At 67.8% G+C, this 23050-nt stretch carries 19 protein-coding genes; 6 read left to right on the plus strand and 13 right to left on the minus strand.

Going from position 1 to position 23050, the window contains the following annotated elements; translation table 11 throughout:
- The coding region (locus tag AC6LJ2_RS27400) for an amino acid ABC transporter permease (RefSeq protein WP_498152581.1) at positions 1-1147 on the minus strand (1147 nt) is incomplete at its 3' end.
- Positions 1148-1280: 133 nt separating this feature from the next.
- Complete coding sequence (locus tag AC6LJ2_RS27405; RefSeq protein ID WP_263915806.1) at positions 1281-2297, minus strand: amino acid ABC transporter substrate-binding protein; 1017 nt, start codon at positions 2295-2297, stop codon at positions 1281-1283.
- A 315-nt stretch (positions 2298-2612) separates the two neighbouring features.
- Here AC6LJ2_RS27405 and AC6LJ2_RS27410 point away from each other — a divergent pair, with 315 nt between their 5' ends.
- The 3 genes from AC6LJ2_RS27410 (at position 2613) to cheD (ending at position 5397) form a co-directional block, all read left to right on the plus strand.
- Complete coding sequence (locus tag AC6LJ2_RS27410) at positions 2613-3326, plus strand: cell division ATP-binding protein FtsE (protein ID WP_263915805.1); 714 nt, start codon at positions 2613-2615, stop codon at positions 3324-3326.
- On the plus strand, positions 3323-4231 hold the full coding sequence (locus AC6LJ2_RS27415; RefSeq protein ID WP_175196154.1) for a cell division protein FtsX: 909 nt from the start codon (positions 3323-3325) through the stop codon (positions 4229-4231). Before AC6LJ2_RS27410 ends, AC6LJ2_RS27415 begins: the two co-directional genes overlap by 4 nt.
- Positions 4232-4620: 389 nt before the next feature.
- A complete protein-coding gene (cheD, locus tag AC6LJ2_RS27420) occupies positions 4621-5397 on the plus strand; it encodes a chemoreceptor glutamine deamidase CheD (protein ID WP_263915803.1) in 777 nt (258 codons plus the stop codon).
- Between the two features lie 46 nt (positions 5398-5443).
- Here cheD and AC6LJ2_RS27425 read toward each other — a convergent pair whose 3' ends face one another.
- Positions 5444-6400 (minus strand): GlxA family transcriptional regulator, encoded by a 957-nt coding sequence (locus tag AC6LJ2_RS27425; protein ID WP_445658082.1) that lies wholly within the window; start codon positions 6398-6400, stop codon positions 5444-5446.
- A gap of 264 nt (positions 6401-6664) precedes the next feature.
- Between AC6LJ2_RS27425 and AC6LJ2_RS27430 the strand changes: the two genes are divergently transcribed.
- Positions 6665-7366 (plus strand): M24 family metallopeptidase, encoded by a 702-nt coding sequence (locus AC6LJ2_RS27430; protein ID WP_263915801.1) that lies wholly within the window; start codon positions 6665-6667, stop codon positions 7364-7366.
- A gap of 87 nt (positions 7367-7453) precedes the next feature.
- On the opposite strand, the gene AC6LJ2_RS27435 is transcribed toward AC6LJ2_RS27430, so the two are convergent.
- Positions 7454-11065 (minus strand): indolepyruvate ferredoxin oxidoreductase family protein, encoded by a 3612-nt coding sequence (locus tag AC6LJ2_RS27435; protein ID WP_263915800.1) that lies wholly within the window; start codon positions 11063-11065, stop codon positions 7454-7456.
- 168 nt (positions 11066-11233) lie between these two features.
- On the opposite strand from AC6LJ2_RS27435, the gene mutY reads away from it, so the two are divergent.
- Positions 11234-12310 (plus strand): A/G-specific adenine glycosylase, encoded by a 1077-nt coding sequence (gene mutY / locus AC6LJ2_RS27440; RefSeq protein WP_498152582.1) that lies wholly within the window; start codon positions 11234-11236, stop codon positions 12308-12310.
- 347 nt (positions 12311-12657) lie between these two features.
- Here the strand turns inward: mutY and AC6LJ2_RS27445 are convergent, their stop codons facing one another.
- Positions 12658-13485, minus strand: coding sequence for a helix-turn-helix transcriptional regulator (locus AC6LJ2_RS27445; RefSeq protein WP_263915206.1), 828 nt, complete (start codon positions 13483-13485; stop codon positions 12658-12660).
- Between the two features lie 146 nt (positions 13486-13631).
- Between AC6LJ2_RS27445 and iaaH the strand changes: the two genes are divergently transcribed.
- Complete coding sequence (gene iaaH / locus AC6LJ2_RS27450; protein ID WP_498152583.1) at positions 13632-15080, plus strand: indoleacetamide hydrolase; 1449 nt, start codon at positions 13632-13634, stop codon at positions 15078-15080.
- Between the two features lie 98 nt (positions 15081-15178).
- Here iaaH and AC6LJ2_RS27455 read toward each other — a convergent pair whose 3' ends face one another.
- From AC6LJ2_RS27455 to AC6LJ2_RS27490, 8 genes are all read right to left on the minus strand, one after another.
- The gene (locus AC6LJ2_RS27455; RefSeq protein WP_498152584.1) at positions 15179-16771 is read right to left on the minus strand and encodes a mannitol dehydrogenase family protein; all 1593 of its coding nucleotides are present in this window, start codon (positions 16769-16771) and stop codon (positions 15179-15181) included.
- A complete protein-coding gene (manD, locus tag AC6LJ2_RS27460; RefSeq protein WP_498152586.1) occupies positions 16759-17970 on the minus strand; it encodes a D-mannonate dehydratase ManD in 1212 nt (403 codons plus the stop codon). Before manD ends, AC6LJ2_RS27455 begins: the two co-directional genes overlap by 13 nt.
- Before the next feature lie 28 nt (positions 17971-17998).
- Positions 17999-18811, minus strand: coding sequence for an amino acid ABC transporter ATP-binding protein (locus tag AC6LJ2_RS27465; protein ID WP_445658076.1), 813 nt, complete (start codon positions 18809-18811; stop codon positions 17999-18001).
- Positions 18808-19467, minus strand: a complete 660-nt coding sequence (locus AC6LJ2_RS27470) for an amino acid ABC transporter permease (protein WP_175196144.1) — start codon at positions 19465-19467, stop codon at positions 18808-18810. The genes AC6LJ2_RS27465 and AC6LJ2_RS27470 overlap by 4 nt, the downstream gene beginning before the upstream one ends.
- Positions 19464-20129, minus strand: coding sequence for an amino acid ABC transporter permease (locus AC6LJ2_RS27475; protein WP_025135583.1), 666 nt, complete (start codon positions 20127-20129; stop codon positions 19464-19466). Before AC6LJ2_RS27475 ends, AC6LJ2_RS27470 begins: the two co-directional genes overlap by 4 nt.
- A gap of 33 nt (positions 20130-20162) precedes the next feature.
- Positions 20163-21200 (minus strand): L-idonate 5-dehydrogenase, encoded by a 1038-nt coding sequence (locus AC6LJ2_RS27480; protein WP_498152585.1) that lies wholly within the window; start codon positions 21198-21200, stop codon positions 20163-20165.
- A gap of 10 nt (positions 21201-21210) precedes the next feature.
- Entirely contained in the window at positions 21211-22044 is an 834-nt protein-coding gene (locus AC6LJ2_RS27485; protein ID WP_025135581.1) for a substrate-binding periplasmic protein, read from the minus strand.
- A gap of 151 nt (positions 22045-22195) precedes the next feature.
- Positions 22196-23026, minus strand: a complete 831-nt coding sequence (locus tag AC6LJ2_RS27490) for a substrate-binding periplasmic protein (RefSeq protein WP_498152587.1) — start codon at positions 23024-23026, stop codon at positions 22196-22198.
- Positions 23027-23050: the final 24 nt, after the last annotated feature.

A 23050-nucleotide genomic window follows, 5' to 3' on the forward strand; every position in this document is an offset into this window, starting at 1 on the left:
ATATCGAGATCGACAGGCTGACCGTCAGGTAGGCGCCCATGATGATGAGAATGCCCTCGATGGCCTGGCCGGTCTGGTTCAGCGTGGTGTTCACCACCGACACGATGTCCGGATAGCCGATGGCGACTGCCAGCGAGCTGTTCTTGGTGAGGTTGAGGAACTGGCTGGTCATCGGCGGGATGATCACGCGCAGCGCCTGCGGCAGCACCACCAGGCGCAGCATCTGCTTGCGGCGCAGGCCCAGGGCTTCAGCCGCTTCCCACTGGCCTTTGTTGACGGCCTGGATGCCCGAGCGCACCACTTCGGCGATGAACGCCGAGGTGTAGATCACCAGGCCCGCCAGCAGCGCGGCGAATTCCGGCGACAGCGTCAAGCCACCCGAGAAGTTAAAGCCCTTCAGTTCCGGCATGTCCAGCGTCAGCGAAGCACCGCTGACCAGCCAGCCCACGACCGGCAAGCCGATCAACAGGCCGATGGCGGCGCGGCCCAGCGGGAACACGTGGCCGGTGGCTTCCTGGCGCTTCTTGCCCCAGTGGCCCAGGAACAGGATGGCGACAATGGCCAGGCCCAGTCCGGCCAGCATCCAGTCGAGCGAATTGCCTTCCAGCGCGGGCACCTTCAGGCCGCGGTTGGAAATGAACACGCCCGGCAAGGGGTTGTGCGCCTGGCGCGGGCCCGGCATGTTCTCGGTGATGAGCGCGTACCAGAAGAACAGCTGCAGGAGCAGCGGCACGTTGCGCATCACTTCGACGTAGATCGAGGTGATCTTGGCGACGAGCCAGTTCTTGGACAGGCGGCCCACGCCGATCAGCGTGCCCAGGATGGTGGCCAGCACGATACCCAGCACGGCGACGCGCAGCGTATTGAGCAGGCCCACCACGATGGCGCGGCCATAGGTGTCTGCGGGGGTGTAGGCGACGGGCGTTTCGCCGATGGCGAAGCCGGCCTCGCGGTGAAGGAAACCGAAGCCCGTGGCGATGTTGCGCACGGACAGGTTGTGAAGCGTGTTTGAAACCAGGAACCACACCGCCAAAGCCACGGCGGCCAGTGCTAGCACTTGATAGACCACGGCGCGCACGCCGGGGTCGTTCCAGTTCAGACGCCGGGGGGGTGCCGAAATCGGGGCGTTTTTATTTGGAGTTGTCATCGAATGAATCTACAGAAGTCGGACACCGGGCGGCTGGGGTCTGAAAGACCGCGCGCCGCCCACTCCTGCCGCCCGCTCGGAGGCGGGCTAGGCATGGCGCAAGGGGTTGCGCCATGCCGGGCAGAGCCGTGTGTTAGCGCACCGGCCAGCCGTACATCAAGCCACCTTGCTTATAGTTGGCATTCAAGCCGCGGTCCAGCTTCATGGCGCTGCTCTTGCCGAGCGTGGCTTCGAAGCTTTCGCCGTAGTTGCCGATCTGCTTGATGATGTTGTAGGCCCACTTGTCATCCACGCCCAGGTTCTTGCCCATGCCCGGGGTCACGCCCAGGATGCGCTGGATATTGGGGTTGGTGCTCTTGGTCATTTCATCGACGTTGGCCTTGGTGATGCCGTATTCCTCGGCTTCCAGCATCGCGTTCAGCGACCAGCGCACGATGTTGAACCATTGCTCGTCGCCCTGGCGGACCATGGGGCCCAGCGGCTCCTTGGAGAAGTCTTCCGGCAGGATGATGTACTTGTCGGGATTCTCGAGCGTGGTGCGGGTCGAGGCCAGCTGCGACTTGTCGGTCGTGAAGGCATCGCAACGGCCGGCCGAGAAGGCGCGGATGATTTCGTCGTACTTGTCGATCACGACGGGCTTGAATTCGATCTTCTGGCCGCGGAACCAGTCAGCCAGGTTCAGCTCGGTGGTGGTGCCGGGCTGCACGCAGATGGTGGCGCCGTTCAGTTCCTTGGCGCTCTTGACGTTCAGGTCCTTGGAGACCATGACGCCCTGGCTGTCGTAGTAGTTCACGCCCACGCCGATCAGGCCCAGGGTGGTGTCGCGGGTCAGCGTGACGGTGGTGTTGCGGGTCAGCACGTCCACTTCGCCCGATTGCAGCGCGGTGAAGCGTTGCTGGGTGTTCAGCGGGGTGACCTTGATCTTGGTGGCATCGCCGAACATGGTGGCGGCGACGGCGCGGCACAGGTCCACGTCCAGGCCCTTGTACTCACCCTTGCTGTCCGCGATCGAGAACCCCGGGATGCCGGTTGAAACGCCGCACTGGACAAACCCTTTTTTCTTGACGTTATCGAAGGTCGCACCTGCATGGGCAGCCGCGGACGCAGCGAACAGGGCGGTGCCAATGGCAGCGAGTTTCAGTACTTTCATCGTGATCTCCGTAGGGGTGATGCGAAGCCGAACGCAAGGCCGGGTCGGGCTTTACGCATGGGGCGGATGGTAGCGTCCGCAAAGCAGCCTCCGCATCCGGGAATTCCCTTGAAATATAGGGACACTGGATGAAATCAAACGCAGTTCGGCAGCAAAAACGGGGACATTGTTTTGCATCGCAAAACGTGTCCGACCGGTCACACGATCCGTCGGTTTCCGGTGACATCAGGACACTTTTTCCGGCGGGCCCGGGATCTGGATTTGGTCCGGCTTACTGTCCCCGAGTTACTATTGCGGCTTCATCCGACAGCCGCCATGATCGAATTCCAGCACGTATTCAAATCGTATGGTCGCGGCCGCAATATCCTGGCCGACATCAACTTCCGCGTGAGCGCGGGAGAGTTCGTCTTCGTGTCGGGGCCGTCCGGCGCCGGCAAGTCGACCCTGCTCAAGCTGATCGGGGGGCTCGAGCCCGCCAGCCGCGGCTCGATCCAGGTCAACGGCCAGCGACTGGACAAGCTGCCCGCCCGCGCCCGGCCCTACCTGCGCCGCGCCGTCGGCGTGATCCTGCAGGACACGCATCTGCTGTTTGACCGCAGCGCCTTCGAAAACGTGATGCTGCCCCTGGCCGTCACGGGCCACCCCCGGGATTCCGCCGCCGCCCGCGCCCGCGCCGCGCTGGACAAGGTCGGCCTGTCCGGCAAAGAAGACCTGAACCCCATCGAATTGTCGGGCGGCGAGCAGCAACGCCTGGCGATCGCGCGCGCCATCGTCAACCGGCCCGCCATCCTGATCGCCGACGAACCCACCGCCAACCTCGACCACGACAACGCGCAGCGCATCATGAACGTGTTCCGCGACTTCAACCGCGTCGGCGTCACCACGCTGATCGCCTCGCACGACCAGGAACTCATGGCGCGCTACGCCACCCGCACCCTGCGCATCGATCCGGGCAAGTTCGCCGATTCGCAGGGCGACGCCACGCCCGCCCCCGCGGCCGGCCGCGGCATTGCCGGAGAAACGGCATGAACGCCTGGCTGCGGCAGCATCGCTATGCGCTCATGGTCACGCTGCGCCGGCTGGTGAAACAGCCGTTCTCGTCGCTGGCCAACCTGCTCGTCATGGCGCTGGCGCTGGCGCTTCCCCTGCTGGGCAGCGCCATCCTGGTGTCGGTACAGCCGGTAGCGCGCGAAATGTCCGTCACCCCCGAGGTCACCGTGTTCATGCGCGTGGACGCGCCGGCGGGCGCCGCGGCCGACGTGGCCAAGCGCATCCAGGCCGACTACGCCGCCGACATCCGCGCGGTGCGCGTGGTGGGCCGCGAAGACGCCCTGGCCGACCTGCGGGCCAACCCCGCCTGGGCGCAGGCGCTGGCCGTGCTGCCGGGCAATCCGCTGCCCGACGCCGTGGTGGTGACGCTGGCCGACGGCGAAGACCTGGCCGGCCGCGCCGGCAAGCTCGCCAAAGACTGGAAGCAATGGGACCAGGTCGACCTGGTGCAGCTGGACAGCGCCTGGGTCCAGCGCCTGGAAGCCATCCTGCGCTTTGCCCGCATCGGGCTGGCCTTCCTGGCCGCCTGCGTCGCCGTGGTGGTGCTGGCCACGGTGTTCAACACCGTGCGCATGCAGGCCCTGTCGCAGCGCGAGGAAATCGCGGTGGCGCGGCTGGTCGGAGCCACCGAATCGTTCGTGCGCCGCCCGTTCCTGTACCTGGGTGCGCTGTCCGGCGCCCTGGCCTCGCTGCTCGCCATCGGCGTGGCGGCGTTGGCGCTGTCGCCCCTGAACAACGCCCTGCTCGGCCTGGCCCGCAGCTACGGGGCCGAGTTCGCGCTGCACCTGCCCGGCGCCCCCGTACTGCTGGTGGCCATCGTCGCCTCGGCCGCCCTGGGTGCGTTGTCTGCGCGCTGGTCCGTGACCCGCAGTACGCGGTTCTAAACCTCCGTATAGCCCCCCTTCTTCCCCGTGATCCGGGGAAAGACCCCGCCCGGCCCTGTGTAGGATGGATGCACCATCCTTGCAGTGGCCGCGTGCGGTCTGCTGGTGCCATGCTGTCACGGGGATGGAACGGCGCATGCGCCCATCCCGTGTTACGGGTGGTCCGGGCGTCGCAAGGTGTCACGCAAGCGGGCCGAACTGCCCAGGGAATCGCAAACGCTTATAAATCAGGGACATAACAAAGTCGCGGTTACACAGGATTTCACCCTATTGTTGGCGAGATGTGTAAGAATAAAGCGACATTTTTATACATATTTTGAAACGTTTATTGTTCCATCGAGCGCTGCCCTTCGTGACCCAACCGCTGTCCTTGCCCTTTATTCCGCCCCATGGTCGCCCGTCTTGAAGCCCGTGCGACGCGCCATTACTTCGATAGCGCGTTCCAGTGTCAGGCGGTGAAGGTACTCCCCAACGAGTACTACGTCACCGACGAAGACCTGATGATCTCGACCGTGCTCGGGTCGTGCGTGGCCGCCTGTATCCACGATCCCGTCACCGGCGTGGGGGGCATGAACCACTTCATGTTGCCCGAGGGCGACATGCAGTCGCCCGCCTCGGCCACCATGCGCTACGGCGCGTTCGCCATGGAAGTGCTGATCAACGAACTGCTCAAGGCCGGTGCGGTACGCGACCGCCTGGAAGCCAAGGTGTTCGGCGGCGGCGCCGTGCTGTCGGCCATGCAGCAGATGAACATCGGCGAGCGTAACGGCCAGTTCGTCCTGAACTACCTGAAGACGGAAGGCATTCCGGTCAAGGCGCAGGACCTGGGCGACGTGCACGCGCGCCGCATCAACTATTTTCCGCGCGACGGCCGCGTGATGGTGCGCAAGATGGCCCCCCACCACCAGCGCGCCGAAGAGATCATCGCCAAGCGCGAACAGGCCGCCGCCCAGAGCGTGCAGGCCAAGACCCAGAGCCCGCCGCGGGTGGAACGCTTCACGCCGCCCGGCGTGCAACGATTTGACCGGCCTGCCGCGCGTGCGGGGGTGGAACGCTTCGACCGCCCCGGCGTCGAGCGTTTCGACCGACCCGCGACCCGCCCGGGCGTCGAACGCTTCGACACCGGCGTGGCCAGGCGCCGCAAACCCGAGACGGCGGGCAGCTAACCCGCCCCCGGCCGGCGCCGGCCGCAATGCCCGCCCCCGGCCCGTATCAGCGGCCGAAGCGGGCGCGGTACGCGCTGGGCGATACGCCCAGCCGCCGCTGAAACACCTCGCGCAGGTGGCGCGCGTCCCGAAAGCCGCAGCGAAAGGCCACGGTCTTGAGCGGCGCGGATTCGCGTTCGAGCCGGACGCGCGCCGCATCCACACGCGCGCTTTCGACGAAATCGGCCGGCGTCACGCCCGCATCGCGCAGGAACACACGCGAGAAATTGCGGCGGCTCATGTGGGCCTGCGCCGCCAGCGCGTCCAGGCCCAGATCGTCGGCCAGGTGGCCCAGCACGTATTGCTGCACCAGGGCGACGGCGGACGTTTCTTCGACGAATGGCGTCAGGAACGGACTGAACTGCGATTGGCCGCCCGCCCGCTGCATGAAGACGACCAGCCGCTTGGCCACATTCAGCGCCACATCGGGTCCATGGTCCTGCGCCACCAGGTACAGCGCAAGATCGATGCCGGCGGTGACGCCAGCCGAGGTGTGCAGGCGGCCATCCTGCGCGTACAGGCGGTCGGCCTGCACCTGCAGGCTCGGATAACGTGCGGCCAGCGCCTGCGCGTCGTTCCAGTGCGTGGTGACGACCGCGCCGGGCGGCAACCCCGCGCGGGCCAAGAGGAATACGCCGTTGCAGATCGAGCCGTAGCGCGGCGCCTGCGCACAGGCCTCCTGCAGCCAGGCCAGCGCCTCGTCCGGCTCGCGGGCGTCGGGCAGGCCCGGGCCGCCCGCGGCCAACAGCAGGTCGGGGACGTCACCGGCGTCGGTGTAATGCCGCTGCGGCATCAGCAGCATGCCGTTGGAACACGGCACGGCGCCGCGCGTCAGGCCGATCAATTCCAGCCGGTACTGCTGGGCGGGCAGCAGGAAGCGGTTGGCTTCGGCAAAGACGTCCAGCGGCCCGCTGACGTCCAGGGACTGCACGCCGGGGAACACGACGATGGCGACGGATTTCATGGTGGCAGGCAAAGGCGACGGATAGAAGGGCCGGCGGACGGCATGCCGCTACCTTAGCCCAGCGAGGCCGCGCGCAACGACCCGCGGCGCACACGCTGGCCGCAATCCGCACCAGCGCGGCCCTGATCCGCCGCCGGCCAGGCGCTTGGCCGCAAGACGCGCCACGCTGGCCCGAATCCGTGCCGCGCCGCGGTCGTGCGCGCAGGTTCCGCCGCCCAGAATGCCTGCATCGGCCCAAGCGCCGCCCACCAGGAACCGCCCTTCATGCAAATCCCCCACCCGACCCGACACCCCGACCCCAGCGAGCGCGTCGGCCCCGCCTTTTCCGTGGACGGCATGCTGCTGGCCCGCAACAAGACCCGCCATGCCATCGACGCCATCGCCGCGCGCATCCAGCCCGGCATGGTCGAGGAAGACGCGGTAGCGATGGCCAAGCAGACGCTGATCGACGCCGGCATGGCGCTCAGTTGGCATCCCACCCGCGTGCGCTTCGGCGCCAACACCATGAAAGCCATGCGCCAGGCGTCGACCCCGGGCGTGGTGCTGGGCGAAGACGACATCTTCTTCCTGGACATCGCCCCCCGGCTGGACGCGTGGGAAGGCGACGGTGGCAAGAGCTACGTGGTGGGCAACGACCCCGGCCAGGCGCGCTGCGCCCGCGATGCCGAAGCGCTGTTCCACGACGTGCGCGGCGTGTGGCTGCGAGAACGCCTGAGCGGGCAGGCGCTGTACGCCTATGCCGACCGCCAGGCCCGCGCCATGGGCTGGGCATTGAACTTCGACCTGCCGGGCCACCGCGTGTCGGACTTTCCCCACGCGGCGATCCATACCGGGTCGCTGGCCGACCTGGCCATCAGCCCGTCGGAAATGCGCTGGATCCTGGAGATCCACCTGCGCGATCCGCAGGGCCGCTACGGCGCGTTCTTTGAAGACATGCTGCTGGACGATGCGCACTATCCGGCGTAGGCCGCCGGCGTAACGCATCACAGAAGAGTCTGACGACAGGCGCGCATGAAACCCGCGCCCGTCGTCACCCGCATCACTTCACGCACATCACGCCGCGCGCGCCCCGCCGATCGACACCACGCTGGCCGTGAAGTCCTTCAGCAAGGCCTCGCGCCGCGCCGCGGCCTTTTCCATTGCCGCTTCCTTCACGTGGCCATAGCCGCGGATGTCTTCAGGCACGCTGGCCAGCGCCACCGCGCGATCCAGGTTGCCGCGGTTCAGCTTGCCCAGGATGGCCCCGATGGTCTCGCCGTACTCGCGCGCCAGTTCACGTTCGGCACGCCGTTCGCGGGTGTAGCCGAACGGGTCCAGCCGCGTGCCGCGCAGGCGCTTCATGCGCGCCAGCAGGCGGAACACGCGCAGCATGCCCGGCCCGTAGGCCTTCTTGACCAGATGGCCGTCCGGGCCGCGGCGCGCGAACAGTGGCGGCGCCAGGTGAAAGCGCAGCTTCCAGTCGCCCTCGAACTGCTCGCCCACGCGCTTGAGGAACTCGCCGTCCGTGTACAGCCGCGCCACTTCGTATTCGTCCTTGTAGGCCAGCAGCTTGAAGTAATAGCGCGCCACCGCCAGCGCCAGCCGCTGCGTGCCGGTGGCCTCGTGTTCGGCGTGCGCCACCTTGTCCACCAGGTCCGTGTATTGCCTGGCATACGCGGCATCCTGGTATTGCGTAAGGAACGCGCGCCGCACCTCGACCAGCCGGGCCAGCTCGCCCGGCGGCTTCTTCAGTTCCAGCACCGGCGTTGCGCGCGGCCGGCGAATCTCGATGATGCCGTCCGGATGCGCGGGCGCGGCGGCGCCCGCAGCCAAGAGCCGCATCACGCCGGCCAGGTCGTGGGCCGCGCGGCGCCCCCAGGCGAACGCCGCCAGGTTGTTGGGCACCTGCTGGCCGTTCAGTTCAATCGCGCGCAACAGCGCTTCGCGCGACAGCGGCAGCCAGCCCTTCTGGTAGGCGTAGCCCATCATCAGCGGATTGGAATAGATGGCGTCGCCCAGCAGGCCCACCGCCAGCGCCGACGCGTCCACCGCGTGCAGGTTATCTTTGCCGCAGGCGGCCTGCAGGTCGGCGGTCAGGTTGGCCCCGGGCAGCGTCCAGTCCGGGTTGGACACGAACGCCGCAGTGGGCGCGGTGTCGCTGTTGAGCAGCGCATGGGTACGCCCCGGGCGCAGCCGCGCCATGGCGTCCGCGCTGGTAGCCACCACCAGGTCGCCCGCCAGCAGCAGGTCGGCCTCGCCCATCGCGACGCGCGTATTCATCAGATGGTCTGGCGTCTGCGCCAGCACCACGTGCGAATACACCGCGCCCCCCTTTTGCGCCAGGCCGGCCATGTCCAGCACCGAACAGCCTTTGCCTTCCAGATGAGCGGCCATGCCCAGCAGCTGGCCGATGGTGACCACGCCCGTGCCGCCCACGCCGGCAATGAACACGCCGTAGGCCTGGTCCAGCCCACGCGTGGCCGGCTGCGGCACGTCGTCGTCGACCGCGCCGTCGGGCGCCAGGGCGCGCGGCTTTTTCAGCTTGCCGCCTTCCACCGTGACGAAGCTGGGGCAAAAGCCCTTCAGACAGGAAAAGTCTTTATTGCAGCTGGACTGGTTGATCGTGCGCTTGCGGCCGAACTCGGTTTCCAGCGGCTCGACCGACAGGCAATGCGACTTCTGCGAACAGTCGCCGCAGCCCTCGCACACGCGCTCGTTGATGACCACCCGACGCGCCGGATCGGGGTACGCGTTGCGCTTGCGGCGCCGCCGCTTCTCGGTCGCACAGGTCTGGTCGTAGATCAGCACCGACACGCCGGGGTATTCGCGCAGCTCGCGCATCACCGCATCCAGCTCGTCGCGATGCTTGACCGGCACGCCCGGCGCCAGGCCGGCCATGTCCTTGTATTTGTCCGGCTCGTCCGTCACGACCACGATCTTGTCGATGCCTTCGGCCGCCACCTGGCGGCTGATCATCGGCACGCTGATGGGGCCGTCCACCGGCTGCCCGCCGGTCATCGCCACCGCATCGTTGAACAGGATCTTGTAGGTGATGGGCGCCTTGGCCGCCACCGCGGCGCGGATCGCCAGCAGGCCCGAATGGAAGTACGTGCCGTCGCCCAGGTTGGCGAACACGTGCTTTTCCTCGGTGAACGGCGCCTGGCCCAGCCACGGCACGCCCTCGCCGCCCATCTGCGTGTACACCTGCGTATTGCGGCCCATCCAGGTCACCATGTAGTGGCAACCGATGCCCGCCATGCCGCGCGAACCTTCCGGTACCCGCGTAGACGTATTGTGCGGACAGCCCGAACAGAACCAGGGCTTGCGGTCTTCGACCACGCGTGGCCGCGCCAGCGCCTGCTCGCGCCCGGCAATGAAGGCCAGCCGCGCCTCGATGCCCGCGCGCACGTCCGGCGGCAGCTCGAACCGCAACAGCCGCGCCGCGATGGCCTTGGCCACCATGGCCGGCGAAAACTCGTAATGCGCCGGCAGCAGCCAGTTGCCTTGCGGCACCGACCATTCGCCGCCGTCCTTGTCGTCGAACTTGCCCACCACGCGCGGAATCTTCTTGCCGCTGCCGATCCAGCTGAACAGCTCTTCTTTCAGCTGGTATTCCAGCACCTGGCGCTTTTCCTCGACCACCAGGATCTCGTCCAGCCCTTCGGCGAAATGCGCCATGCCGGTCGATTCCAGCGGCCACACCATGCCCACCTTGAACAGCCGCAGGCCGATGCGCTGGCACACCGCTTCGGTCAGGCCCAGGTCCGACAACGCCTGGCGCGTATCCAGATAAGCCTTGCCCGACGTCATGATGCCAAAGCGCGCATCGCGCTGCGGCACCTGCCAGAGTTCACGATTGAGCTTGTTGGCGCGCGCATAGGCCAGCGCCGCGTACAGCTTGTAGTCCAGCAGCCGCGCCTCTTGCTGCAGCGGCGTATCGGGCACGCGGATGTTCAGCCCGTCCGGTGGCAGCTGGAAGTCTTCGGGCAGCAGGATCTTCACGCGGTACGGATCCACGTCCACCGACGCCGACACTTCGACGATATCGGTAATGCACTTCATGCCCACCCACACCCCGGCATAGCGGCTCATCGCCCAGCCATGCAGGCCGAAATCCAGCACCTCCTGCACGCTGGACGGAAACAGCGCCGGGATCATGCAGGCCTTCAGGATGTGGTCGCTCTGGTGCGGCAGCGTCGACGACTTGGCCGGATGATCGTCGCCCGCCACCACCAGCACCCCGCCGTGCGGCGACGTCCCCGCCGCATTGGCGTGCTTGAACACGTCGCCGCAGCGGTCCACCCCCGGCCCCTTGCCGTACCACATGCCGAACACCCCGTCGTACTTCGCCCCGGGGAACAGATTCACCTGCTGCGAGCCCCACACCGCCGTCGCCGCCAGGTCTTCGTTGATGCCCGGCTGGAATTCCACGTGGTGCGCCTTCAGGTACCTGGCCGCCTTCCACATGTTCTGGTCCACCCCGCCCAGCGGCGACCCCCGATACCCCGACACGAACCCCGCCGTGTTCAGCCCCGCGCGCAGGTCGCGCAGCCGCTGCATCATCGGCAGGCGCACCAGGGCATGGATGCCACTCATCCAGGCGCGGCCGGTTTCAAGGGTGTATTTGTCGTCCAGCTGGACGGATTCGAGCGCCGCGCGGACCGCGGGCGTGAGAGGGGCATTCATGTCTACTCCGAGGGTCGTGGAACGCCCGCAGCAGCATCGCGCCGAGTTCTTCTGGAGCCCGGGCGGGCCTGCGGCGGAGGTGAATTCCGGGCGCTTGGCGCGCCTCTTCCTGACGGTTGTAACCGCTCGTCCCACCCCCGGCAATAGGGCGATGCGATAATTGCCGACATGGACTTCGCCCCTCGCATCGTCGCCTGGCAACGCCAGCATGGCCGCCACGATCTCCCCTGGCAGAACACCCGGGACCCCTACCGCATCTGGCTATCCGAGATCATGCTGCAGCAGACGCAGGTGGCCACCGTCATCCCCTACTACGAACGCTTCCTGCAGCGCTTCCCCGACGTCGCCGCGCTCGCCGCCGCCGCCCAGGAAGACGTCATGCCCTACTGGGCAGGCCTGGGCTACTACGCCCGCGCCCGCAACCTGCACCGCTGCGCCCAGGAAATCGCCCGCGACTGGAACGGCCGCTTCCCGCCCACCGCCGAAGCCATCGCCACCCTGCCCGGCATCGGCCGATCCACCGCCGCCGCCATCGCCGCCTTCGCCTACGGCGAACGCTCGCCCATCCTGGACGGCAACGTCAAACGCGTCTTCACCCGCCACTTCGGCATCGCCGGCGACCCCGCCAAGCGCGAAACGGAACAACGCCTCTGGGCCCTGGCCGACGCCCAGGTCGACGCCGCCCCCGGCCTGGACATGGCCGCCTACACCCAAGGCCTGATGGACCTGGGCGCCACCCTCTGCACCCGCGGCAAACCCGCCTGCGACCGCTGCCCCGTCACCACCACCTGTATCGCGCGGCAGGAAGGCCGCCAAGCCGAACTGCCCACCCCCAAGGTCCGCAAAGCCATCCCCGAACGCGAAACCGGCATGCTCGTCCTGCAATACCAGGGCGCCTTCCTCCTGCAACAACGCCCCGAACCCGGCATCTGGGGCGGCCTCTGGAGCCTGCCCGAATTCGACGCCGCGGGCGACCCCCTCACCGCCTCTCGCGCCCTGGGCCTCATCCCCGAACACCGCTTCGAACTCGCCGCCTTCGCCCACACCTTCACCCACTACCGCCTGCACATCCGCCCCTGGTACATCCCGGTACGCAGCGCCACACTGCGCGAACCCACCCAGACCGAACGCTGGATCCCTCAGGAAGACCTGCCAAAGACAGCCCTGCCCGCCCCCGTAAAAAAACTTTTGCTAGGCCTGGTAGAAGCCGGCCTCCCCGGCGACCTGCTGACCACCACCAAATAAACCCCACGCAATCGCGCAGCGTCATCCGCCGACGCAAGACACCACGCAAGCCGAGCAAGGCCGCCCGCGCGGCCGGCGCGAGGCGGGCACCGTCCCACCCCGCCACCCCCCTCCGATGTTGGCTAGCATGCCAAACACACTGACCGCCCCAGCGGCCGCGACTAAGTCACATCAAGAGCGCGTGACGGGGCAGGCGGGGTGAGGGCGGGGCGTGTAGATTGCGCCCGAGGGAATCCGTAGGGAAGGCCGAAGGCCTGTACGAGGATGACAACGGGGCAGTCCGGAGCGAAGGCTCCGGACCGCAATCGTAGCCCCGCCCTCACCCCGCCTGCCCCGGCACGCGCGGCTTAAGAACCCACGCTATCCCCCAACAACATCACCAACTTCAAATCCAGATGCGTAGCCAACCGGAACGTAATCTGCTGAAACCCCATCCGCCCCCGCCGCGGATGCGAAAACTCCCGCAACCCCCCTTCCCGCTCAACGACAGCATGCCGATTCCACCAATGCGCAAACACCGCACTCTGCCGATTCAACGCATCGATTAAGGCAAGCACCGCCGGCTCGTCCAGATGCGCCCCCGCATCCGCTCGAAATTCCGCGACGACACGGCGCGCCCGCTGCTCCCAATCCACCACCAGCTCCCGCGCCGCCGGATCCAGAAAGATATAGCGCAGCAGATTCGGCTCAGGATCCCGCGCCGGCCAGTCATCGAACAGATCCCGCAACGGCCCATTACAGGCCAGCACATTCCAGGCCCGGTCCAGCACGTAAGCCGGCGCCGTGATCGCATCCACGCACTCGCGCAACGACCCCGGCGCCCCCATCGCGTCGTCCCGCGCATGCTGCGGATCCGCGCAATCCGCCAGATCGAACAGGTAAGCCCGCTCGGCCCGCGCCAACTGCAGCACTCCCGCGATCCGCGACCACACCGACGGCGACACCGATACCTCGCGCCCCTGCTCGATCCACGTGTACCAGGTGACGCTGATTCCGCACAGCTGCGCCACCTCTTCGCGCCGCAGCCCCGGCGTGCGCCGCCGCATGCCTTCCGGCAGCCCGGCCATCTGCGGCGTGATGCGCGAGCGGGCGCTGCGCACGAATTCGCCCAGCGCCTGACGGCGCAGGCGGGAGCCTTCGTGGCCGGCCGCGCCGGCTTGGGGGGAAGTAGTCATACCAGGATAAGAGGCAGGCTTGTACGTGTATAAGTGCCGCCTATCTTAGCGCCTCGGCGGCCCGCGCTCGACAGCACCACAGTCCACCCTGTATAGATCGGGACTGCACCGAAAGAATCGAACCGACAAGAAGGAGACAACCCGCCATGCCCGTCCCCCAGACGCCTGCCGCCTGCCCCACCCTCACCGAAGCCGCAGCCCGGCTTCGCGACGGCAAGATCACCAGCGAGGCACTGACCCAAGCCTGCCTGGACCGCATCGCGTCCCGCCAGGATCTCAATGCCTTCATCACCGTGGACACGGACGGTGCCCTGGCCCAGGCCCGGGCGGCCGACGCCGCACGCGCCGCCGGCCGCGCCCCACGCCCCCTGGAAGGCGTGCCCCTGGCCATCAAAGACAACATCCACGTCGCCGGCTTGCCCAATACCGCCGGCACCCCGGCCTTGCACGACTTCCGCCCCGCCCAGGACGCGCCCGTCGTGCAGCGCCTGCGCGATGCCGGCGCCATCATCGTCGGCAAGGCCCACATGCATGAACTGGCTTTCGGCGTCTCGGGCTACAACGCTGCCTATCCCGGCTCGCGGGGCGCCGGCACCCGCAACGCCTACGACCCCGAACGCATCGCCGGCGGCTCGTCCTCGGGCAGCGGCGCTGCCGTGGGCGCACGCCTGGTGCCGGCCGCCCTGGGCACCGACACGGGCGCCTCGGTGCGCCTGCCGGCTGCGCTCAATGGCGCCGTGGGCTTGCGCCCGTCGGTGGGCCGCTACGACGGCGCCGGCATCACCCCGATTTCGCACACCCGCGACACCCCCGGCCCCATCGCCAACAGCATGGCCGACATCGCGCTGCTCGATGCCGTGCTGACCGGCGACCACTCGCCCCTGCCCGCCCTGCGCCCCACGGACCTGCGCCTGGGCCTGCCCGCCTACTTCTGGCAGGACCTGGACCCGCAGGTGCAGACCACCACGCAGGCCGCCCTGGACAAGCTGCGCGCGGCCGGCGTCACCCTGATTGCCATGGACATGCCCGGCCTGGAAGCCAGCAACGCCGCCAGCGGCATGCCGATCTGCCTGCATGAACAGAAAGTGGATCTCATCGCGTACCTGCAACGCTACGAGGTCGGCGTGAGTTTCGAGGACGTCGTGGCGCAGATTGCCAGCCCCGACGTCAAGGGCATCTTCGACAACCTGGTCGTGCCGGGCGTGCTGCCCACGCCGACCGGCGAATTGCTGGCGTTGCAGCCGCTGTACGACAGCGCGATGGCGGTGCATCGCAATGCGCTCATCGATGTCTATCGGCGCGCGTTCCAGGCGCATGGCCTGCATGGCCTGCTGTTTCCCACCGTGCCGATCCTGCCGCCGGTCGCCGCGCCGGAAGCCAGCAGCCTGGAGACATTCCTGCGGCTGGCGCGCAACGTCGACCCCGGCAGCAATGCGGGCCTGCCCGGCTTGAGCCTGCCCGCCGGCCTGTCTGAAAGCGGATTGCCGATCGGGCTGGAGGTGGATGGCTTGCCGGGCGACGACCGCCAGGTGCTGGCGATCGGCCTGGCGCTGGAGGGCGTGCTGGGACGGTTGGCGCCGCCGACCTCGGCCTGAATTTCCAGCCTGATTTGTCGGCCTGATTTACTGGCCTGACTTCGGACCTGAAGTCAGGCCAGCTCCTTCAGGCCAGTTCCTTCGGGCCAGTTCTCCTGCTACGACGCGTCCGGCATGACCGCCAGCGTGGCTTCCAGCGCCCCCGCCACGCCCAGCGTGCGCAGCGACTGCACCGCCTGCGCCACCGCCCGCACGAAGCGCGCGTCCTGGCCCAGGTCGCCAAATACCGCAGACAGGCCGGTCATCTGCACCGTCCAGGTCGACGCCGCTGCCGGCCCCGGCCCGGCAGCCCGCGCCGCCTGTTCCGCCAGATCCAGCCGCGCTGCCAACACGTCTGCCAGCGGATCGTCGATGTTGTAGCGGCGCCCCGCCTGGTCCACCCCGCGCAGAAAGTGCAGCCAGCCCGCCACCGCCAGCGCCAGCCCCGCAATCGGCTGATCCGCCGCCAGCCGGTCGCGCACCGTGCCCAGCAACCGCTGCGGCATTTTCTGCGATCCGTCCATGGCGATCTGCCGCGTCTGGTGCTTGAGCGCCGGATTGGCATAGCGCTGCAACAGCCGCTGCTGGTACTGCGCCAGGTCCAACCCCGGCAACGCAGGCAAGGTCGGTGCGATCTCCGTCTGCATCAGCCCGGCCAGATAGCGCCGCAACAGCGGTTGCGCCACCGCCTGGTCCACCGTGCTCCAACCCGCCATCACCGACAGATAGGCCAGCGCCGAATGCGCGCCGTTCACCATGCGCAGTTTCAGCGTCTCGAACGGCGCCGCCTCGGCCACGAAGCGCGCCCCGCCCACCGCCCAATCCGGGCGGCCGGCGGCGAAAGTGTCTTCCACCACCCATTCCAGATACGGCTCGGCCAGCACCGGCCAGGCATCCGCCAGGCCCAGCGCCTGCGTCACAGCAACGCGGTCCTCGTCCGTCGTGCGCGGCACGATGCGATCCACCATCGAGCACGGGAAGGTGCAGGCCTGCCCGATCCAATCGGCCAGGCCTGCATCCACCTGCGCGGCAAACGCCAGCACCAGACCGCGCAGCAGGCGGCCGTTGGATGGCAGATTGTCCAGCGACAGCAGCGTCAGCGGGCCCAGGCCCGCCGCGCGCCGGCGTTGCAGCCCCCACACCAGGAAGCCGATAGCGCTGCGCGGCGCGGCTGGCTGGCCCAGGTCATGGACGATGTCCGGGTGCTTGAAATTCAGCGCGCCGCTGGCCGGATCGTGGCAATAGCCCTTCTCGGTCACCGTCAGGCTGACGATGCGCGTGTCGGCGGCAGCGATGCGCGCCAGCACGGCTTGTGGATCTTCGGGCGCCACCAGCGTTTCCAGCAGGCAGCCGATCACGGCCAGTTGCTGGCGCGGCTGCCCCTGGGCATCGGCGCTGCGCAACGCCAGCGTGTACAGACCGCCCTGCGGCGCCAGCGCATCGCGGGTGTCGGCCTGGCGCAGCGACACGCCGCACAGGCCCCATGCCAGCTCACCGCCGGCATGCAGCGCCGCTTCGTTCACCGCCGCCAGGTGGCCGCGCGCGAACGCGCCCAGCCCCAGGTGCACGATACCGATGCGCAGCGCCGCGCGATCGTAGGCCGGCCGCGCCACGTCGGGCACCAGCCCCGCCAACCGTGACGGATGCAGGCGGACGGCGGGTTGCGCCGCGCCCGGTTGCGCCGGGTCAGGCTGCCGCGCTACCAGTTCCATAACGTCCCATCCTGCTGCAGCCGGTTCACCGGCAGATAGGCGCGCTTGTACGGGTACTTGGCGGCCAGCTTCTCGTCGATATCCACGCCGTGGCCCGGCACGTCGCCGGGGTACAGCATGCCCTGGTCGAAGGTGTAGGCGTGCGGGAACACGGCATCCGTTTCATCGGTGTGGCGCATGTATTCCTGGATGCCGAAATTGGGCACCCACAGGTCGAAGTGCAGCGCCGCGCCCATGCATACGGGCGACAGGTCGGTGGCCCCGTGGCAGCCGGTGCGCACCTGGTACAGCGATGCCAGGTCCGCAATGCGCCGCAGGTGGGTGATGCCGCCGGCGTGCACCACGGTCGTGCGGATGAAGTCGATCAGCTGGTTCTGCACCAGGTCCTTGCAGTCCCAGATCGAATTGAAGATCTCGCCCACCGCCAGCGGTGTGGTGGTGTGCTGGCGGATCAGGCGGAAGGCCTCCTGGTTCTCGGCCGGCGTGGCGTCTTCCATCCAGAACAGGTTGTAGGGTTCGAGCGACTTGCCCAGCCGGCCCGCTTCGATCGGCGTCAGGCGGTGGTGCACGTCGTGCAGCAGATGGTGGTCGAACCCCAGCTTTTCGCGAATGCGCTCGAACAGCCTGGGCGTGTGCTGCAGGTATTTCTCGGTCGACCAGTCGTGCTCGCTGGGCAGGTCGCTGTCGGCGGGCTCGTAGAACAGGTTGCCGCGGCCCACGCCGTAGACCTTGTCCAGGCCCGGTACGCCGCTTTGCGCACGGATGGCGCGGTAGCCCATGTCGGCGTAGCGCAGCACCTCGTCGACCGTGTGCTCGATGTCGCTGCCGTTGGCATGGCCGTAGACCATCACGCCGGTGCGGCTCTTGCCGCCCAGCAGCTGGTACAGCGGCAGGCCGGCGGCCTTGGCCTTCAGGTCCCACAGCGCCGTGTCCACCGCGGCGATGGCGGTCATGGTGACCGGGCCCCGGCGCCAGTAGGCGCCCTTGTACAGGTACTGCCAGATGTCCTCGATCTGGTGCGCGTCGCGGCCGATCAGGCAGGGCACCACGTGTTCGGTCAGGTAGGCCGCCACGGCCAGCTCGCGTCCGTTCAGGGTGGCATCGCCGATGCCGGTCAGGCCCTGGTCGGTTTCGATTTTCAGGGTCACGAAATTGCGGCCCGGCGAACAAACAATGACGCGTGCGTTCGTAATTTTCATCATGGATTCCGTAAGGACGGGAGAATGTTCAGCCTTCCCAGCCCAGGTGGCTGAGGAAGTCGCGGGTACGGGCGACCTGCGGGTTGTCGAAAATCTGCGTGGGCGGGCCTTGCTCCAGGATGGCGCCGTTCTCGAACACCACTACCCAGTTGGCCACGCGCTTGGCAAAACTCATTTCGTGGGTCACGACGATCATGGTCATGCCCTCTTGCGCCAGCTTCTTCATGACGTTGAGCACTTCGCCCACCGTCTCGGGGTCCAGCGCCGACGTCGGCTCGTCGAACAGCATCACCTCCGGCTCCATCGCCAGGGCGCGCGCGATCGCCACGCGCTGCTGCTGGCCACCCGACAGGTTGGCCGGAAAGTTGCCGGCCTTGGCCGCCAGGCCCACCTTTTCCAGAAGCGCCTGGGCGCGAGCGCGGGCCGCGTCCGGCGCCATGCCCAGCACCGTGATGGGGCCCATGGCCACGTTGTCCAGCGCCGACTTGTGCGGAAACAGCTCGAAGCTCTGGAACACCATGCCCATGCGCTGGCGCACCTTGCGCACTTCGGATTCGGCCTCGGGCAGCGCCACGCCGTCCAGCAGCACGCGGCCGCCATCCAGCTTTTCAAGCGCGTTGGTGCAGCGAAGCAGCGTGGACTTGCCCGAACCGGACGGCCCGATCAGGCACATCACCTCGCCCTTGTTGACCTGCAGCGACACGTCGCCCAGCGCCACGAAGTCGCCGTAGACCTTGCGCACGTTTTCATAGACCAGCACCGGCGGCTGGTCGGCGCCTTTGCGCGCCGCGGCCGCAGCCGCCGCGCCCACCGCCTGTTGTTCCAGGATCATCTCGTTCATTCCTTGACTCCGTATTTGCGATGGATCCAGTCGACCAGCTTGGCCTGCGGATACCCCATCAGCCAATAGATCACCGCCATCGCGGTCAGCATCTCCAGCACGCGGAAACTCTGCGCGCGCACCTGCATCGAGGCGTAGGCCAGCTCGCTGACCGCAATGACCGACACCAGCGACGTATCCTTGAACAGCGAGATCCAGGTGCTGGCCAGCACCGGCAGGATGCGCCGTGCCGCTTGCGGGATCAGCACCTTGAACATGGCCTGGCGGCGCGACATGCCCATCGCCAGCGCGGCTTCCATCTGCCCCTTGCGGATGGAATTGATGCCGGCGCGGAAGGTCTCGGAGTTGTAGGCCGACACGTTCAGCACCAGCGCCACCAGCGCGGTCGTCACCGCCGAGAACTGCACGTCCAGCGCCATCGGCATGACGTAGAACGCCCAATAGATCACCAGGATCAGCGGCAGGTTGCGAAAGAACTCGACGATGGCCACTGCGACGCCGTTGGCCAGGCGGTTGGACGACAGCCGCATCAGCGCCAGCACGATGCCGCCGGGCACGGCCAGCGCCATGGTCACCACCGTCAGCATCACGGTCATGGCCGCGCCCTGCAGCAGCACCTGGCGCGAGTCCCAGATAATTCCCCAGTCCAAGTTCATGAGCGCCCCAGATGTGCGTAGCGTTGGTACAGGCGGTCCACGCCGCGGGTCACCGGGAACAGGATCACGAAGTACGCCACGATCACGGCGGTGAACACCTCGATGGGCCGGTAGCTCTGCCCGGCGATGGTTTCGGCCTTGTGCATCAGTTCCGGCACGGCGATCACCGTGGCGATCGCCGTATCCTTGATGGCCACCGTCAGCACCGACCCGAAGGCCGGCAGCATGCGGATGGTGGCCTGCGGCAGGATGATCTTGCGCAGCGCCTGGGCCCGCGACATGCCCAGCGCCAGCCCGGCGCGCATCTGCCCCGGACGCACCGATTCGATGCCGGCGCGGATCACCTCGGCCGAATAGGCCGCGATGTGCAGGGTCAGCGCCACCAGCGCGGCCCAGAACGGCGCGAAGTTCACGCCGGCCAGCAGCGGGAAGGCGAAGTAGATCCACACCAGCACGACCAGCACCGGAATGGCGCGCATGCTGTCGATGTAGAACACCAGCAGCACGCGCAGCCAGCGCGGCCCGTACAGGCGCAAGAGCGCGATCACCAGCCCCAGCAGGATGCTGGACACCGCGGTGACCGCGCTGAGCGCCACCGTGATGCCCAGGCCGCCGGCAAAGAAGCGCCAGTTCTCGACGATGGGTGAAAAATCAAAGTCCATGGAATCTCCGTACGGACAGGAACGCGGACCGGCTCAGAACGTCACCATCACTTTCATGGCCTGGCGCCGGTCGGCCGCCAGCGCAAAGGCCTCGAGCGCCTGGCGTGCGGGAATGGCCGCCGTCAGGAGCGGCGCCACGTCCACCAGGCCGCGGCTCAGGTAATCCACCGCCCAGGCGTATTCATTGACGAAGCGGAAGCTGCCGATGACGTGCAGGCTCTTGACCATGATCTGGTTGAAGGGGCACTGCTCGCTGCTGCCGCTTAGCGTGCCCACCGTGACGATGGTGCCGCGCGGGCGCGCCGCGCGGATGCAGTTGGCCAGGCCGGCGTAATTGCCCGATGCCTCGAAGCACACGTCGACCGTGCCCTTGCCCGCCGCCAGCGCCTCCAGTGCCGCCGGATCGGTGGCCGCGTTGATGGTGCGCGTGGCGCCCACCTTGGCGCAGGTGGCCAGCGTCTGGTCGACGATGTCGACCACGATCAGCTGGCTGGCGCCCGCCAGCTTCGCCGCCATCATCACCAGCGCGCCGATGGGCCCGGCGCCCACCACCATGACCGTCTTGCCCAGCAACGAGCCGGCGCTGTGCACCGCGTGCAGCGCCACGGCCAGCGGTTCGCCAAAGGCGGCCAGCTCGAACGACAGGCTGTCGGGCACCGGCAGGCACTGCTTTTCCTCTACCACCACCTGCTCGCGCATCGCGCCCTGCATGTGCGGATAGCGGCTGGCGCTGCCGAAGAAGAACACCGCCTCGCAGTGATTGGAATCTCCCTGGCGGCAGTAACGGCACACGCCGCAGGTGCGGGCCGGGTCCAGCGCCACGCGGTCGCCCGGCTTGACGGCCGTCACCGCCGCGCCGATTTCCAGCACCTGGCCCGAGGCCTCGTGCCCCGGTGTCAGCGGTTCGCGGATGACGAAGTCGCCCACCCGGCCGTGGCGGTAGTAATGCAGGTCCGACCCGCAGATGCCCACCGCCTTGACGCCGACCCGCACCTCGGTCGGGCCCAGGGGTTCGGGCGCCTGTTCGACCAGCCGCAGGTCTTCGGCCCCATGGATTGCGCAATTGAGCATGGCGTCCGCCTTATTTCAGCTGCTGGGTCATGCGGCGCTCTTCGGCGACCAGCTCGGGATGCATGCGCGCTTCGACCTTGCGCAGCCATTCCAGGTACACGGGCTGGCCCTTGGCCACGCCCATGCCGGCGTCGATCGCGAAGATCTTGCTGTCCTGGCAGTCGTTTTCCTTGGGGAACACGGCCAGGCCCTTGACCTTCTTGCTGATGTTGGGCCAGAGCATGCGGTTCAGCGGCGCCACGTCGGAACGGCCGGCCAGCACTTCCTCGATGGGCGCGACCGAACCCGAATTGGTCACGCCGCGCAGCTTGGCCTTGGGAAAGTTTTCCAGCACCAGCGGCTCTTCGCCGGCGCCGGAGAAGTACGCCATGGTGATGCCGGGCTGGTTGAAGTCCTCGACCTTGGTGGCGTTGGTGAACTTGGGGTTGGACGCCAGCCCGAACATGCACACGCTGGTGTTCGAGAAGGTCACGAAGTCGATGATCTTGGCGCGTTCGGCGTTCTGGTTCAGCGGCCCGATCATGACGTCCATCTGGTTGGCGATCAGCGCTGGCACCTTGGTTTCGTGGCTGACCTGCACCGGCACGATCTTCACGTCCAAGAGGCGCGCGAATTCCTTGCCCAGCAGCCACGACGACCCCATCCACGGTTCGCCCGAGCCGCTGGTGTTCTGCACCAGCCAGGGCGGATTGTTCACCACGCCCACGCGCAGCACGCCGGCCTTGCGGATGGCGTCGATGCGCGGGCTTTCGCCGGGCGCGGGCGGCGTCTGCGCCTGGGCCACGGATGCCGAGGCCAGCAGCAGGGCCGCGGCGGCAAGACGAAGGAAATAAGGCTGTTGCATTGCTGTCTCCTTGGAGGGAAGCCCGGCGGTTTGCGCCGGATACGGCCGCGCGTAGCCACGGGCAGGCGCCCGGGCCGCGCGCGCCTTGCGCGGGGTCGGAAAATCGGTGTGTGTTGTCGGGGTGTGCTGCTGGAAATAGCGGCCCGGCCGCTTACGGACTCTGTTCGATGATGCGCATTTCGTCGGCATCCAGGCGTGGCTTCATCGCTACCGCCACTTGTCGCAGCCAGGCCAGGAATTCAGGCTGGTGCTTGTCGATCGCCAGGCCCACCGGCGATGCCTTTTCGGTGCTTTGCTGGCAATTGGCCTCGGCCGGCAGCACGGCCAGTCCGCGCACCTTGCGGTTCAGCCCCACCCAGGGCACCCGGTTGATGGGCGCCGCATCGGCGCGCCTGGCCATGATTTCCTCGATGGGTGCGGTGGCGCCCGAATTGGCCACGGCGCGCAGCCGGGCCTGCGGAAAGCGCTGCTTGACCCAGGCCTCTTCGGCCCCGCCGGTGAAGTAGGCGATGGTGACGTCGGGCCGGTTCAGGTCGTCCACCGACTTGGCCGCGGCCAGCTTGGGATTGGCCGCCAGACCGAACATGCAGACACTGGTCGACGAATACAGCACGAAGTCCACGACCTTCAGGCGCTCGGGCGTTTCGGCCAGCGGGCTGATGGTCATGTCGACCTGGTTGGCTGCCAGCACGGGCACCTTGGTTTCGTGCGACACCGGCACGGCGGTCAGCGTCACACCCAGTTGGCGGGCGTATTCCTTGGCGAGCAGCCAGGCCGGGCCGCTCCAGGCTTCGCCGCCGTGGCCGGACACGTCCTGGATCAGCCAGGGCGCGTTCTGCAGCACGCCCACGCGCAGTTCACCGGCCTTGCGGATGGCATCGATGCGCGGGCTCTGGCCCACGGCGGGCGCCCGCTGCGCCGACGCCGGCCCGGCCCCCGCGCCCACCGGCCGCAGGGCGGCCGGCGGCTGCTTATCACCCATCACCGCGGCTGCGAAACTGACATA

Source organism: Achromobacter sp. 1014246743 (genome assembly GCF_059760725.1).